Raw genomic sequence first — 13,948 nt, forward strand, 5'->3', positions numbered from 1 at the left:
TATACAAAAGAGTTACGCATGGCACACACACATTCGGTGAAGTTACAGCAAGAGCCATTAGCTCAGTTGGTAGAGCACCTGACTTTTAATCAGGGTGTCGAAGGTTCGAGCCCTTCATGGCTCACCATTTTTACAATTGAATATGCGGTCGTGGTGGAATGGCAGACACGCTATCTTGAGGGGGTAGTGGGTGTATACCCGTGGAGGTTCGAGTCCTCTCGACCGCATCACAGTAACAAACGTTATAAGATAGACTCTCATGATTATTCATGGGAGTCTATCTTTGTGTTATGAGAAATACCAGAACGTATTCCTGGGATTAAAAGGCTGAGGATTCAGGAAGGTTGTGGTATAATTTAGGTACATGTATTGATTATTACGGTTGGAAGGCGGTTCTGTATGCAGTCGATCTATGAGCGAATTGAACACCTGATTGCCGAACGAGGAATGACCAAGAAGGCTTTCTGCCAACAGCTGAAGATCAGCACGGGCAATCTGGGTGACTGGAAACGCGGTAAATCTATTCCGAGTACGAATAAACTAATTGAGATTGCTTCGTTTTTTGATGTGAGCCTTGATTGGCTCATGATTGGGCGTCCATCCAAGGAGGCGATGGTACGGGAAAAACGGGAGGATTATTTTTTTGACGTGTTGCGGCAATTGAATTGCCAAGAAAGCGAATTATCGACTGTGGAACAGTCTTTTATCAGTGAATATATTGAATTTACCCGTTATCGTAAATCCAAGGAAAGCAGAGATTCAGGCGACTTTCGTTACAAGGGAGAAGATAAGCCCAAAGGAGACGATCTGTTGTAGTACAAGTTAGTGGAAGCTACGACTTGACTGGATTATCTGCGTATATAAAAAAACCTCTGAACACATCCGAAACCCGTCGGAGAGTGGTCCAGAGGTTTTTTTCTTTGAAACTCGTTGCAACATGAACATGCGATTCCGAAAGTTGTTAGTCTGATAGACGTGTAGCCTTCACTTGCGGAATGTGAGGCTAGGTTTACCCAAAAGATCGGAGCGAAGGGTGTTCCAGATCTGAAGGCATTGCTCCTGAAGTTCCCAAGCAGCCATTCCGAGCAAACGAACACCAATCCCGCCTGTAGCGAGCAAACTAGCCCCGGCAAGCATGCGACCATCTGGGGGAAGAATGGACCGTACGGACTCCAACTGTGCTGCGCCCAATCCGGGGGCAATCATCCATAAAGCTGCAGTATGGGTGTAGTTTAACAACGCTGCGGATGATTTTGGATCGTCCGACTCTGGTTCGAGCCCGAAGTGATCCCATACGGCCAATTGCTTCCCTTGCCAGATTTCTGTCAGACTTCGATATCGCTTGAACTGAAAGACTTCTCCCCGATGAATCCGTCCAGCGGACCAGATATCAGCATACGCAAGTATTGCTTGTTCACCCAGCTCAAAGGTCGTGGTGAGTGATGATGAGCTGCCTTTAAACGGGATAACGCATTCAGGGAAGTACTCCAGCACCGCTCCTTGCTCCAGTCGAAAGTTATGGTTCACAGATGACGGAACAGTAGGTGTTGGATGAAGCCTCGTGGCTGATGTACTGCTTAGCATTAAGTGAGTGTTCTGGCCCAATTGCCATTCGGATCGATAATGATCACCGTTCAGCACGCCTGGAGAGACGTCTGAGGTGTATACACATAATTCATCTCCGCCACCCGGAGGTCGAAAGGATCGACTGAACCGCAGAGGGGCGCTATAATACCGATCGGTCATGACGGTGCGCCCGCCTTGGAGGGCGAAAGTGGCCCGAAGCTCGCTGCGGCGTATCACGGCCTCTCCGGTACTGCGGTTCGGTCCATGTTCAACTCCATGTGAAGAGGAAGAAGGATTAGTGGCTGTGAGTCGTTCCGTGCTCATGAGTGTGGGTATGCAGATGCGCAGCGGAAGCATCGTCATCCATATATTGATGTTCAAGCCAATGGACGATTTCGGATACCCCTTCACCACTCATCAGGTTCGACATCACATAAGGCCGTCCTTCGCGTACCCGTTCAGTATCATCCTTCATCACTTGCAGACTTGCGCCAACATAAGGGGCGAGGTCGGTCTTATTAATCAGTAGCAGGTCAGAACGTGTAATACCTGGACCGCCTTTGCGAGGCAGTTTTTCCCCTTGAGCCACATCAATAATGTAAATGAATACGTCCGCCAGTTCAGGGCTGAATGCAGCAGAGAGATTGTCGCCGCCGCTTTCGATAAAGATCAGTTGCAAGTCCGGGAAGCGTTCAATCAACTCATCAACGGCTTCAAAATTCATTGAAGCATCCTCGCGAATAGCGGTATGTGGGCAGCCTCCTGTCTCTACACCGATAATACGTTCCGGCGCGAGCGCATTCTGACGCAGCAAAATCTCGGCATCTTCCTTTGTGTAAATATCATTGGTAATAACGGCCAGGCTGTAGCGTGTACGCAGTGCCTTGGACAGCTTCTCTACTAGGGCCGTTTTTCCTGAACCTACCGGCCCACCGATTCCGATTCGCATCGGACGACTCCGATCAAATACCTTACGTTCCCATTCCGCATGATGCGTATGATTAGCTCCTCCACACATAACAAATTCCTCCTTGGTTTTGAATTATTGTAGTTAGGACATAAACAGACGGGCTGGCAGGCTCTCGTGCCGCATAGCATGGATTTCCTGGGCAATACCTAAGCTGTGCATGTCTTCCGGGTCGTTATCCCGAATTTGAGACCATTCAGAATCAATATCATTCAAAAGTTTTTGGATAAGCATCTGTGCTTCGGTTTGCCCGATGGGCAGAAGACGCAGAGCGCTATTTACATAAGCATTAACTGAGGTGTACAGATGTCCGGTGACGGCTTCGTCCAGTCCAATTTCCAGCTGATAATTGATGTAGCCGTGAATGGTTGTAATGCCGCAAAATGCACCGTGTTCCTGTACGGCTTCATCGATTAGAGAAAAGTCCATCCACGGATATAGTGATCTCGCGAGTTTGAGTAATCGCTTACCCATCTTGTGCCCACTTTCCCGTAGTTCCCTGGGGGTTCGCTGGGCGTGTACACGTTTGTCGTAAAGGGCTAGAAGGGCGGCATCCTGTTGCTCAATGGCTTGGTAGACACCCTTGATGGCAAGACCATCAAGCCGTACGAGGCTGGAATGAAGCTGGCCGCGAATGAATTGTTCAAGCTGGGCGGTGGTCCGTATTCTACCGTCATGAGTGTATGCCTCCAGACCGAACGAGTGGGAGAACCCGCCAATGGGCAAGGCCGAATCCAGCAGTTGAACATAACGGAGTAATTTCGTGCCGCTGTGCATCATCATGCGTGTCCCCCTTTGTCAAAACATGAAATAGCGTTGTGCCATCGGTAATTCGTCTGCGGGCTCACAGGTGAGAAGCTCGCCATCAGCCCGTACCTCATAGGTTTCGGGATCGACTTCAATGATGGGTGTCACGTCGTTGTGAATCATATCCTTTTTGCTCACTGATCGGCAGCCTTTGACGGGTTCCACACGCTTGTTCAAGCCTAGCATCTCCTTGATTCCTGCATCTGCTGCGGCTTGGGAGACAAAAGTGATCGACCCTTTGGCGAGTGCACCGCCGTAAGCACCGAACATCGGTCTGCCGAATACGGGCTGCGGCGTAGGGATCGATGCGTTGGGGTCACCCATCTGGGCGAAAGTGATCATACCGCCCTTGATAACCATCTCGGGCTTTACCCCGAAATAGGCCGGGTTCCAGACGATCAGGTCTGCAAGCTTGCCAACCTCCACGGAACCGACGAGATGGCCTATGCCGTGAGCAATAGCTGGATTGATCGTATATTTGGCGATATACCTTTTGATCCGATCATTATCGGACGGGGAGCCTGAGGTCAGTTCAAGTTTGCCTCGCTGCTTTTTCATCTTGTCGGCAGTTTGCCAGGTGCGAATAATGACTTCGCCAACCCGGCCCATCGCTTGCGAATCGGAACTGATGATGCTGAATACACCAAGATCATGCAAAATGTCTTCGGCCGCGATCGTTTCGGGACGAATACGTGAATCAGCAAAAGCAACGTCTTCAGGGATAGACGGGTCCAGATGGTGACAAACCATCAGCATATCAAGATGTTCTTCTACGGTATTGCGTGTGTAAGGACGTGTTGGGTTGGTCGAAGAGGGGATGACGTAAGACTCTCCGGCAGCGCGAATAATATCCGGCGCGTGTCCGCCGCCAGCACCTTCTGTATGGTAGGTGTGGATTGTGCGTCCGTTAATGGCCGCCAGTGTATTTTCGAGAAATCCGGTCTCGTTCAGCGTATCGGTATGAATGGCTACTTGAACATCATGTTCTCCGGCCGCGGTCAGACAGGCATCTATAGCGCTTGGCGTTGTGCCCCAATCTTCATGCAGCTTCAGTCCAATGACACCGGCTTCAATCTGTTCAATTAATGGAGCGGTGCTGGAACTATTGCCTTTACCTAGATAACCGATATTCATGGGAAATGCCTCTGCGGACTCCAGCATCCGGTGAATGTGCCAGGCTCCGGGTGTACAGGTGGTGGCTTTGGTGCCAGTTGCAGGTCCTGTACCGCCGCCGATCATGGTTGTTACTCCTGAAGATAATGCCGTTTGAATCTGTTGTGGACAAATAAAATGAATATGGGTATCAATGCCTCCAGCGGTCACAATCATGCCTTCTCCGGCAATGATTTCGGTCGATGCGCCAATAACCAGCGCGGGATCGACTCCATCCATTGTATCCGGGTTGCCGGATTTGCCGATTGCGCAGATGAAGCCATCGCGAATACCGATGTCCGCTTTGACAATCCCCCAATGATCGATGATGACGGCGTTGGTAATGACGGTATCAGGTGTGCCATCACTGCGAAGGGCAGATGTGGACTGACCCATCCCGTCACGAATAACCTTACCGCCACCGAATTTGCTTTCGTCCCCATAGACAGCGTAATCATGCTCAATCTCCGCCCATAGTTCCGTATCCGCCAATCTGACGGCATCCCCGGTTGTAGGCCCGAACATGGACGCGTATTGTTCGCGGCTCATTCGTTTCATAAAGGGTCCCCTCCGTCCTGCATAGGGGGTGCAAATGTCTTCAGAAATGTTTCTAGTTTCTGTGGATCAGGTGGCTGATCTGCCGATCCTTCGGTTAATCCGTTAAATCCATAAATCTGACGTTTGCCACCGAATGTGGTGAGTTCGACCGGTTTTTCTTCACCAGGTTCAAAACGAACAGCGGTGCCTGCCGGAATATGCAGACGGTGCCCAAAAGCGGAAAGGCGATCAAAGTCCAGCGCAGCATTGACTTCATAGAAGTGAACGTGAGAACCGACCTGAACGGGACGGTCGCCGCGGTTCAGTACAATCAGACGCACGGTTAAGCGATCGGGATGACAGACGATCTCATCATCCTGTTTTAAGCGATATTCACCTGGGATCATGGAGTTCTCCTGCCTTTCTCAGCGTATAGGTTCGTGGACAGTGACCAGTTTTGTTCCGTCAGGAAAAGTGGCTTCCACCTGTACCTCAGGAATCATATCGGATACACCTTCCATGCAGTCTTCGCGTGTCAGGATCGTGCCGCCGTATCTCATCAACTCTGCAACACTCATCCCATCGCGTGCACGTTCCATGAGTTCTGAGGTCAACAATGCGATAGCTTCAGGAACATTCAGTTTAAGTCCACGTCCTCTGCGTTCGCGGGCGAGGTTAGCAGCCACGGTAATCAGGAGTTTTTCTTTTTCCTGCTCAGTCCAGTGCAAGGTAATCCGACCTTTCCCTTAGATAGTCTATGTCGTCATGGATCATGTTATATGTTAAATATACTCACACAGGGTGGGCCCTTTGTCAATATGGTTCCGATTATATTAGCAGCATGCATGAAATGAGTATGCATAAAATAAAATTGTGTAAGCATTATTGACACGGTGAGTGTGACCCTCCATAATTTGGATCAACGAACATTTCGGACATATATGACCTTAATGTTCGTCAATAGACTAAAAAAAGGGAGTGTAGGCTATTGAAGAAGAGGACGGTCAAGTTATGGAGTGTTTTGCTCGGTGCGGTCATTGCGTTGACAGGATGTGTGGAGGGTGGAACGCCGCCGGAGGCATCGGGCTCCGATGGGGCGGGAGAATCAACTTCGTCCGGAGAACCGATTAAGGTAGGTGTTCTTCACTCCCTAAGTGGAACGATGGCAATCAGTGAAGTGTCGGTTAAGGATGCGGAGATGCTTGCCATTGAAGAGATTAATGCAGCGGGCGGAGTTCTGGGTAAACAGATCGAGCCTGTGGTTGAGGACGGAGCTTCCGATTGGCCTACATTTGCGGAGAAAGCAGGGAAGTTGCTGCAACAGGATAAAGTAGCTGCTGTATTCGGCGGATGGACCTCTGCGAGTAGGAAGGCGATGCTTCCGGTGTTTGAACAAAACAAGGGTCTGTTGTTTTACCCGGTGCAATATGAAGGATTGGAATCGTCCCCCAACATTTTTTATACAGGAGCCACAACGAATCAGCAGATCGTTCCATCCGTAACCTGGTTGCTGGAGAACAGGGGCAAGAAGTTTTATCTGCTTGGTTCCGATTATGTTTTCCCAAAAACGGCCAATCAGGTCATCAAAGCCCAGCTGGCAGCTGAGGGTGGCGAAGTTGTAGGGGAAGAATATACACCGCTGGGACATACGGATTACAGTACAATTATCAGCAAAATCAAGGCTGCCAAGCCGGATATTGTATACAACACGCTGAACGGAGACAGCAATGTCGCCTTTTTCAAACAATTAAAGGATGCCGGGATCTCTTCCGAACAGTTGACAACTCTGTCAGTGAGTGTGGCGGAGGAAGAAATTCGGGGGATTGGTGCGGATGTACTGAAAGGGCATTTGGCCTCCTGGAACTATTATCAGACTACAGATACATCTGAAAATAAAACATTTGTAGAGAAATATAAAGAAAAATATGGAGCTGACCGGGTGACGGCCGATCCGATTGAAGCGGGATATGTGGCCGTTTATCTGTGGAAAGCAGCCGTGGAAAAAGCCGGATCAACTGATGTTGAAAAAGTGAAGGAGGCAGCCAAAGGTCTGGAATTCGATGCGCCGGAAGGAAAAGTGACGGTGGATGGAGAGAACCAGCATATCTACAAAACGGTGCGGATTGGTGAAGTGCAGGAAGATGGACAGTTCAAGGAATTGTGGAACTCCGGAGCACCCGTCAAACCTGATCCGTATCTGAAAACGTACGATTGGGGCGCTTCCCTTAGTGCCAAATAGCATGGGAATCTCACGTCAGAACTGCTGAATAACAGACGAGGGTGAGACAACACACCCTCTTACAACATCACGGTAAAGCGTTGATGCGAAACGAAAATTGATGTCTTGTATAAAATTTCAGATGTTCACAGCATGAGGAGGGAAAGGCGATGGATATGTTTGTCCTGCAAATGTTCAATGGGTTAAGCATCAGCTCCATCTTGCTGCTGATTGCATTGGGACTCGCGGTTACATTTGGATTGATGAATGTCATTAATATGGCTCATGGTGAATTGATCATGATCGGTGCTTACGCTACATATGTGACGCAAAACCTGTTCATTTCGTATGCTCCGCAAGCGTGGTTCGATGTCTACTTTATTGTGGCTCTGCCTATCGCCTTTGGTGTGGCGGCTCTTATAGGCTGGTTGCTGGAAGTGGTGCTGATCAGGCATCTGTATGGGAGGCCGCTCGATAGTCTGCTTGCTACATGGGGCGTAGGCATGATGCTGCAACAATTGGCCCGAACGATATTTGGGGCGCCAAATGTAGGGGTATCCAGTCCGGCTTGGCTCAACGGAGGTCTGACCATAGCGGACGGTATTGTGTTTCCGTATAAACGTCTTTTCATTATCGCGCTGGTTTCTGTTGTACTGCTGTGCATGTATCTGTACATCTATCGGACTTCTTCCGGGAGACGGATGAGGGCCGTGATGCAAAATCGAAGCATGGCGGGCTGTCTCGGGATTTCCACCAGACGGGTGGATGGCATGACCTTTGCGATTGGTTCGGGCATTGCCGGCATCGCTGGATGTGCATTGACACTCATTGGCCCGATTGGCCCTTCGCTGGGGACGTATTATATCGTAGATGCGTTCATGGTGGTTGTACTGGGCGGTGTGGGGAAACTGGTGGGAACCGTGTGTGGTGCGCTTGGAATTGGCATGTTCAATACGTTATTTGAAACGTATACCTCAGCCTCTATCGGTAAGGTGCTGGTATTTGTCTGTATAGTAGCTTTTCTGCAATGGAAGCCGCGTGGGCTCGTTGCCATACGGACTCGGAGTCTGGATTAATGCGAAGAAGGGGGTTATATGATGTCGGCACTTCTCAAGACGGGTAGTCTGAAAATGAAGATCATCTGGGCGGTTGTCCTGATCATGATGTGTCTGGCTCCACTCATTTCCACGGAATTCCGGCTTAGTCTATTGGCGAAATTCCTGGCACTGGCCATTCTGGCGATCGGTCTGGATTTGATCTGGGGATATGGAGGGGTGCTTAGTCTGGGCCATGGTGTATTCTTCGGACTTGGTGGGTACGCCATGGCGATGTATCTGAAGCTGCAAGCCAGCGGTACAACACTTCCAGACTTTATGGGATGGAGTGGTCTTAGTGGTCTGCCGTGGTTCTGGGAGCCGTTCAGGTCATTCCCAGTGGCGCTATTGCTGGGCATTGCCCTTCCGGCATTGCTGGCCTTTGCCCTGGGGTGGTTCACGTTCCGTAACCGGATCACCGGTGTGTATTTTACAATCCTGACCCAAGCGTTAGTCCTCATTACCGTAACGTTATTTGTGGGCAAACAGGAATGGACGGGAGGGACCAATGGTATAACGGGATATAACGCGATCTTTGGTTTTACCCTTCATTCGGCAGGGACAACGATTGCTCTCTACTATATAACGCTTGCCGTTCTGGTGCTCGCCTACCTGCTTTGTCGCCGGGTTGTGAACAGCAGGTTTGGTCAGGTGCTTGAAGCTGCGCGGGATGGGGAGAATCGGGTTCGCTTTCTTGGCTATGACCCGGCAGGGTTCAAGACGCTGGCTTTCGCCCTTTCCGGAGCGTTGGCGGGAATCGCAGGTATGTTATTTGTGCTCCAGGTAGGGATCATCTCACCTTCCATGATGGGAATCGTGCCATCAATTGAAATGGTATTATGGGTTGCCTTGGGAGGGCGTGGGACGCTGATTGGTGCGGTAATCGGAGCTGTGGTACTGAACGCAGCCAAAACGGGCATCAGTGAAGCTTATCCGGAAGGTTGGTTGTTTGTCATTGGTGGGCTCTTTGTAACAGTGGTCTTGTTCATGCCGAATGGACTTGTTGGTGTATATCGTCATGTGGTGCGCTTGCTGAAACGGAGAGGAGAGGTTGTGCATGTTCCAGTCAGTCAGGAAAAACCAAAAGTCTACTGACGTTCCGGTAGTTCTGGTCGCCGAGGAAATCACGGTGGCATTTGGCGGTTTTGTTGCGGTCAAAGGTATGGATCTGAAGCTGCATGAACATGATCTGCATTTTCTGATCGGCCCCAATGGTGCTGGAAAAACAACGATGCTGGATGTGATTTGCGGCAAAACCAAGCCCTTGTCCGGTACAGTGAAGATGGCGGATGGTACGGATCTGACACGTCTGAAGGAGCACCAGATTGCTCGAAAAGGGGTAGGGCGCAAGTTCCAGGCTCCATCGATCTTTGCTGGTCTGACCGTGCAGGAGAACCTGACGCTGGCTGCGGAGACTCGTCGTTCTCCTTTACAGGCTCTGGGTATTCAACGGTATTCAAAAATAAGTCCGGCAATGGAGCAGATTACGCTCCAGGTTGGTCTGCAGGACCGTGTGGACGCACGTGCAGGTGCTCTATCACATGGGGAAAAGCAGTGGCTTGAGATTGGCATGCTACTGCTGCAGGAACCCCGTGTATTGCTGCTGGATGAACCGGCAGCGGGGATGACGGACGAAGAAACACACAAGACGGGTCGCCTACTGCAGGAGATTGCGCGAGAAAGGTCTGTTGTGGTAGTGGAGCATGATATGGAATTCGTCCGCGAGTATGCAGCCAAAGTGACGGTGATGCATGAAGGCAAACTTCTTAAGGAAGGTACGATGGCGGAAGTGCAGGAAGATCCGAGAGTGGCTGAAGTGTACCTGGGCAAAAGGAGGGATGACCATGCTGTCGCTGCAACGAATTGAGTCCGGCTATGGGGAAAGTAATGTGCTGCGCGGTGTGAATCTGGATGTCGAGCCAGGTCAGGTAGTATGCCTGATGGGGCGTAATGGTGTAGGGAAAACCACCTTGATGAAGACGTTGATGGGGCTTCTTAAAACGCGCAAGGGAAGTATTCAGTGGAAAGGTCAGGAATTATCCACCCACGATCCGGCCAAACGGGCCAGGTCGGGGATTGGATATGTGCCGCAGGGGCGGGAAATATTCCCGCAGCTTACGGTAAAAGAAAATCTGTTGCTGGGTCTGGAGACGAGTGCTGCAGGGGTGAAGACGTTTCCAGAGGATGTGCTAGCGATGTTTCCGGTGCTTGCCACGATGTATGGGCGGCAGGGTGGTGATTTGAGTGGTGGGCAGCAACAGCAGTTGGCATTTGCCCGCGCGCTGGCTTCTCGGCCTGGATTATTGCTTCTGGATGAACCGACAGAAGGTATTCAGCCTTCCATCGTAGAGGACATCCGGCAGGTTATTTTGCAAATTAAGGCAAAGGGTGAGATCTCCATCTTGCTGGTGGAGCAAAGCATTGATTTTGTACGCGGTGCTGCAGATTATATCTATGTAATGGACAAAGGGGTAATTGCACTGCAAGGAGCACCGCGAGAGCTGGATATGTCGCAGTTTGAGCACCATCTGTCTGTGTAGCTAAGGTTCATGGCGTAGGAAGAGTTCAGGAGCGCTTGTCCAGAATGTTGGAGTACTTCGGATATAGTCTTCGGATGCAATCCGGGCAGATATCATGAGTGAATTCGGCATGGGTGTGCTTCTCCAAATAACTTTCAACAGAGTTCCAGCTGTCCTGTTCATCCTTAATCTGTTTGCAGACAGCGCAGATGGGAAGCAGTCCACGCAAAGTGCGCACTTCAGACAGAGCCTTCTTCAATTGGCGTTCTGTCTGTTTCTGTTCGGTAACATCCGTGTGTGCAATCAGTGCAAGATCAGACAGCAGGGATGGGTCGGCCTGAATCAATGGGGTGAGTTCCATACGGAACCATCGCTGTTCGCTGTGAGCAGTTTGAACGGAGATATCGTATGTATAACTGTCTTTAAAAGGTGCAGTGATACTTTTCAACTCCTGAACAATCTTCGCATTTTTTGCTTTCTCCTCGCGTAATGTCCACCCCTCTACAAGATGAAGGTAATGAGGCGGTTCAGGTGCTGTTCTGGAGGGGCTTGTTACGCTCTGTTTGGGAAGCAGTTGCCCAAGTCCATGTTGCCAAGCGGTGTTGCAGCTTCGAATGATCCAGTTGTGATCGACGATGATAAGTTGGTGTTGAATGGACTGGAACGATAATCTCTCCAGATCGGATATTAAGTATCTCATGAAATGAGCTCCTCCTTGGCAGAAATCTTATCTTAAATCATCTGGAATTTCCAAGATGTCTGCGACCTGGTTCCTGAACCGGGTTGCTTTGCGGGTACCGTGAATGAGATTGGACAGACGATATGGCGGAATGCCATACTGTTCACAAAATGTCTTTTGGTCGACCTGGAGTTCGGTTAGTCGTCGTTTAATGGCCCATCCGAAAGGAGTCACAGGTTTCTTTTTGTTCAAAAGGGTTCACCCCTCGTTGGAATGTAGTGTTCAGCTGGTTATTCTTGGTGTAAAATATATAGATATGCGAGCTGTATGTTTTATTATATACGTATTTGCGTCATCTAACAATTAAAAAAGACGTAAATAAGTGTATTTTAATATGTTAAATGGCGTAAATGCGTTAAATAGACAAAATAAATGACATAAAAAACACGCCAGCAATGAGGTTGCGGCGTGTTTTTTTATATTTTACTGTGTGAGGAGATGGGTTGTGTGAAGAAAAAGGGGATGGGAATTAGGCTCTGTATGCGTGAAGCCCTGCTCCAAGCATGTGAAAGCTTGGAAACAACGTTTTCATGGACGATGAGGTTGGTTGTACCAGTCCATCCGCAGCGGAGGCGCTGACGGTATGCCATTCATGCTCCAGGTCTGCGGCCAGGCGAACCAGCAGGTCCTGGGTTGTATCGGTGTTAAGGGGAATCACTTTGGAGGCTTCGGTTATGCAGGCACTCATGGCTGAATGCAGATAACCAAGGACCGCCTCCTCGACAGGGATTTCGAGGTGGTGGTTAATCCAGGCGTGAACAGTGGGGAGACAGCCAACAGATTCATACTTAGCCAGCGTTTGTTCGAGATGGCTAAAATCAATCCAGGGGTGTAGTGCGCGAGCTAGCTTAATTAGTCGTTTGCCCATAATGGAGGCATGTTCTCTAAGATTGACTGGGGTGCGCTGGACATGAACGAGTTTGTCGATGAGGGCTGTACGCCATGCGTCCTTGTGATCTGCGGCGGTGTATATGCCTTTAATCGCCATACCTTCCAGACGCACGATGCTGGGATGCAATTGACAGCGCATGAATGATTCGAGATCTTCAACACTACGAATGGTACCTTCAGCGATATGGGCATCCATACCGAAGGAATGGGTGAACCCTCCGACCTGGATAGAGGAATCAAGCAGTTTGACATAATCGAGCAGCTTATTCCCACGGTTCACAATCTTTCGCCTCCTACGTTCGTTAAATGTTATGTTAAATAACATTTATACTCCTTTTTGGTTCGCTTTATGTTTGTAAATCCGAATTATATGATATATATATTCACATAAATATCCGCTTTTTGTCAATAGTTTCTTTGTTTTTTGAATATTAAATCTATTTAGTGTTATTTTATATAACTTTATGAGTTACTTTATACTAAGAGGATGTGAAGGATGGTAATACAAATAAAGTAGAGTGATCGGCCTAATCGGGTATACAAACGAGATCAAATTTAATCATATGCACTTCGTAGGAGAAAATGACGAGATTATACGATTTATGGAAGGAAAAGCGCAGTTAAAATGATATTAAGAAAAATGCTTTACTTTTAAACATGAACCGGGTATAATCAATTTTGTTGCCGATTATTTACGACATGCGGTCGTGGTGGAATGGCAGACACGCTATCTTGAGGGGGTAGTGGGTGTATACCCGTGGAGGTTCGAGTCCTCTCGACCGCATCATAAGAACGATAAAGAAGAAGCTTCCCGTATGGGAAGCTTCTTCTTTTTTTGTTTTATTTACAGTACAGATGGGCCAGACAAAAAAAAGGTCACCCGTTTCCCCTGAATGCATGCTCATTCTGTCTGCTGGGTCGGATGGCCTTTACTTGTTATTTAAGCAATTCTTTGATGTCCGCTTCAATTTTATCAGGTGTTGTTTTGGGAGCATACCGTTTCAGAACACGTCCGTTCTGATCCACAAGGAATTTGGTGAAGTTCCATTTAATGGCTTTGGAGCCGAGTACGCCTGGCGCTTCTTTGGTAAGGTGCTGGAAAAGAGGGTGAGCGCTTGAACCATTCACATCGATCTTCTCAAACATCGGGAAGCTAACACCATAGTTCATCTGGCAGAACTCGGCAATATCATCAGAAGAGCCTTTTTCCTGTGCAAACTGGTTGCTTGGAAAACCAAGAACTTCGAATGGGGAGTCTTTAAACTTATCCTGAAGCTCTTGCAGACCTTTGAATTGAGGTGTGAGGCCGCATTGGCTTGCTGTATTCACGATAAGCAGTACTTTGTCACGATAGTTGGACATTTCAACTTCCTGACCGCGAAGGGTGTTTACTTTGTAGTCGTAGACTGACATGAAAATCGCCTCCATTTCATATTCTTCTTTCTTCTATTATATTGA

16 protein-coding genes, 3 tRNA genes and 1 pseudogene are annotated in these 13,948 nt (G+C 48.9%); 10 read left to right on the top strand and 10 right to left on the bottom strand.

Annotated elements, in window-relative coordinates:
* Positions 1 to 51: 51 nt before the first annotated feature.
* The 3 genes from PTQ21_RS12005 to PTQ21_RS12015 all read left to right on the top strand — a co-directional run bounded on the left by PTQ21_RS12005 (position 52) and on the right by PTQ21_RS12015 (position 816).
* A tRNA-Lys gene (locus PTQ21_RS12005) sits at positions 52 to 127 on the top strand.
* A 17-nt stretch (positions 128 to 144) separates the two neighbouring features.
* Positions 145 to 227 (top strand) — tRNA-Leu (locus tag PTQ21_RS12010).
* A gap of 172 nt (positions 228 to 399) precedes the next feature.
* Complete coding sequence (locus PTQ21_RS12015) at positions 400 to 816, top strand: helix-turn-helix domain-containing protein (protein ID WP_063564435.1); 417 nt, start codon at positions 400 to 402, stop codon at positions 814 to 816.
* A gap of 168 nt (positions 817 to 984) precedes the next feature.
* Here PTQ21_RS12015 and PTQ21_RS12020 read toward each other — a convergent pair whose 3' ends face one another.
* Genes PTQ21_RS12020 through PTQ21_RS12045 form a run of 6 tightly spaced genes read right to left on the bottom strand, consistent with a single transcriptional unit; the run spans position 985 to position 5,757 of the window.
* Positions 985 to 1,947, bottom strand: coding sequence for an urease accessory protein UreD (locus tag PTQ21_RS12020; protein ID WP_274570000.1), 963 nt, complete (start codon positions 1,945 to 1,947; stop codon positions 985 to 987).
* The gene (gene ureG / locus PTQ21_RS12025; protein WP_053781689.1) at positions 1,862 to 2,584 is read right to left on the bottom strand and encodes an urease accessory protein UreG; all 723 of its coding nucleotides are present in this window, start codon (positions 2,582 to 2,584) and stop codon (positions 1,862 to 1,864) included. Before ureG ends, PTQ21_RS12020 begins: the two co-directional genes overlap by 86 nt.
* Before the next feature lie 33 nt (positions 2,585 to 2,617).
* A complete protein-coding gene (locus tag PTQ21_RS12030) occupies positions 2,618 to 3,316 on the bottom strand; it encodes an urease accessory protein UreF (protein ID WP_274570002.1) in 699 nt (232 codons plus the stop codon).
* A 15-nt stretch (positions 3,317 to 3,331) separates the two neighbouring features.
* The gene (gene ureC / locus PTQ21_RS12035; protein WP_274570003.1) at positions 3,332 to 5,050 is read right to left on the bottom strand and encodes an urease subunit alpha; all 1,719 of its coding nucleotides are present in this window, start codon (positions 5,048 to 5,050) and stop codon (positions 3,332 to 3,334) included.
* Entirely contained in the window at positions 5,047 to 5,436 is a 390-nt protein-coding gene (locus PTQ21_RS12040; RefSeq protein ID WP_063564431.1) for an urease subunit beta, read from the bottom strand. The genes ureC and PTQ21_RS12040 overlap by 4 nt, the downstream gene beginning before the upstream one ends.
* An 18-nt stretch (positions 5,437 to 5,454) precedes the next feature.
* Positions 5,455 to 5,757: an urease subunit gamma gene (locus PTQ21_RS12045; protein WP_063564430.1), complete on the bottom strand. Its 303-nt coding sequence runs from the start codon at positions 5,755 to 5,757 to the stop codon at positions 5,455 to 5,457.
* A gap of 260 nt (positions 5,758 to 6,017) precedes the next feature.
* Between PTQ21_RS12045 and urtA the strand changes: the two genes are divergently transcribed.
* The 5 genes from urtA (at position 6,018) to urtE (ending at position 10,881) form a co-directional block, all read left to right on the top strand.
* On the top strand, positions 6,018 to 7,268 hold the full coding sequence (gene urtA, locus PTQ21_RS12050) for an urea ABC transporter substrate-binding protein (RefSeq protein WP_274570004.1): 1,251 nt from the start codon (positions 6,018 to 6,020) through the stop codon (positions 7,266 to 7,268).
* A 149-nt stretch (positions 7,269 to 7,417) separates the two neighbouring features.
* The gene (gene urtB, locus PTQ21_RS12055; RefSeq protein WP_072734293.1) at positions 7,418 to 8,323 is read left to right on the top strand and encodes an urea ABC transporter permease subunit UrtB; all 906 of its coding nucleotides are present in this window, start codon (positions 7,418 to 7,420) and stop codon (positions 8,321 to 8,323) included.
* A gap of 18 nt (positions 8,324 to 8,341) precedes the next feature.
* A complete protein-coding gene (gene urtC / locus PTQ21_RS12060) occupies positions 8,342 to 9,436 on the top strand; it encodes an urea ABC transporter permease subunit UrtC (RefSeq protein ID WP_072734292.1) in 1,095 nt (364 codons plus the stop codon).
* Complete coding sequence (gene urtD / locus PTQ21_RS12065) at positions 9,399 to 10,208, top strand: urea ABC transporter ATP-binding protein UrtD (protein WP_072734291.1); 810 nt, start codon at positions 9,399 to 9,401, stop codon at positions 10,206 to 10,208. Before urtC ends, urtD begins: the two co-directional genes overlap by 38 nt.
* Positions 10,186 to 10,881, top strand: coding sequence for an urea ABC transporter ATP-binding subunit UrtE (gene urtE / locus PTQ21_RS12070; RefSeq protein ID WP_063564425.1), 696 nt, complete (start codon positions 10,186 to 10,188; stop codon positions 10,879 to 10,881). The genes urtD and urtE overlap by 23 nt, the downstream gene beginning before the upstream one ends.
* 25 nt (positions 10,882 to 10,906) lie before the next feature.
* On the opposite strand, the gene PTQ21_RS12075 is transcribed toward urtE, so the two are convergent.
* The 3 genes from PTQ21_RS12075 to PTQ21_RS12085 all read right to left on the bottom strand — a co-directional run bounded on the left by PTQ21_RS12075 (position 10,907) and on the right by PTQ21_RS12085 (position 12,770).
* Positions 10,907 to 11,560 (bottom strand): nitrogen regulation protein NR(II), encoded by a 654-nt coding sequence (locus PTQ21_RS12075; RefSeq protein ID WP_063564424.1) that lies wholly within the window; start codon positions 11,558 to 11,560, stop codon positions 10,907 to 10,909.
* A gap of 27 nt (positions 11,561 to 11,587) precedes the next feature.
* A complete protein-coding gene (locus PTQ21_RS12080) occupies positions 11,588 to 11,791 on the bottom strand; it encodes a hypothetical protein (protein ID WP_063564423.1) in 204 nt (67 codons plus the stop codon).
* A 277-nt stretch (positions 11,792 to 12,068) separates the two neighbouring features.
* Positions 12,069 to 12,770: an urease accessory protein UreF gene (locus PTQ21_RS12085; protein WP_274570005.1), complete on the bottom strand. Its 702-nt coding sequence runs from the start codon at positions 12,768 to 12,770 to the stop codon at positions 12,069 to 12,071.
* Between the two features lie 421 nt (positions 12,771 to 13,191).
* Between PTQ21_RS12085 and PTQ21_RS12090 the strand changes: the two genes are divergently transcribed.
* Positions 13,192 to 13,274: transfer RNA gene (locus PTQ21_RS12090), tRNA-Leu, on the top strand.
* Between the two features lie 138 nt (positions 13,275 to 13,412).
* On the top strand, positions 13,413 to 13,511 hold the full coding sequence (locus PTQ21_RS31485; protein ID WP_420800378.1) for a hypothetical protein: 99 nt from the start codon (positions 13,413 to 13,415) through the stop codon (positions 13,509 to 13,511).
* Positions 13,512 to 13,639: 128 nt separating this feature from the next.
* Here the strand turns inward: PTQ21_RS31485 and PTQ21_RS31490 are convergent.
* Positions 13,640 to 13,918 (bottom strand): annotated as a pseudogene (locus tag PTQ21_RS31490) (glutathione peroxidase); the annotation flags it as partial.
* Between the last annotated feature and the right edge of the window lie 30 nt (positions 13,919 to 13,948).

This window comes from Paenibacillus marchantiae (assembly GCF_028771845.1).
Taxonomy (GTDB): Bacteria; Bacillota; Bacilli; order Paenibacillales; family Paenibacillaceae; genus Paenibacillus; species Paenibacillus marchantiae.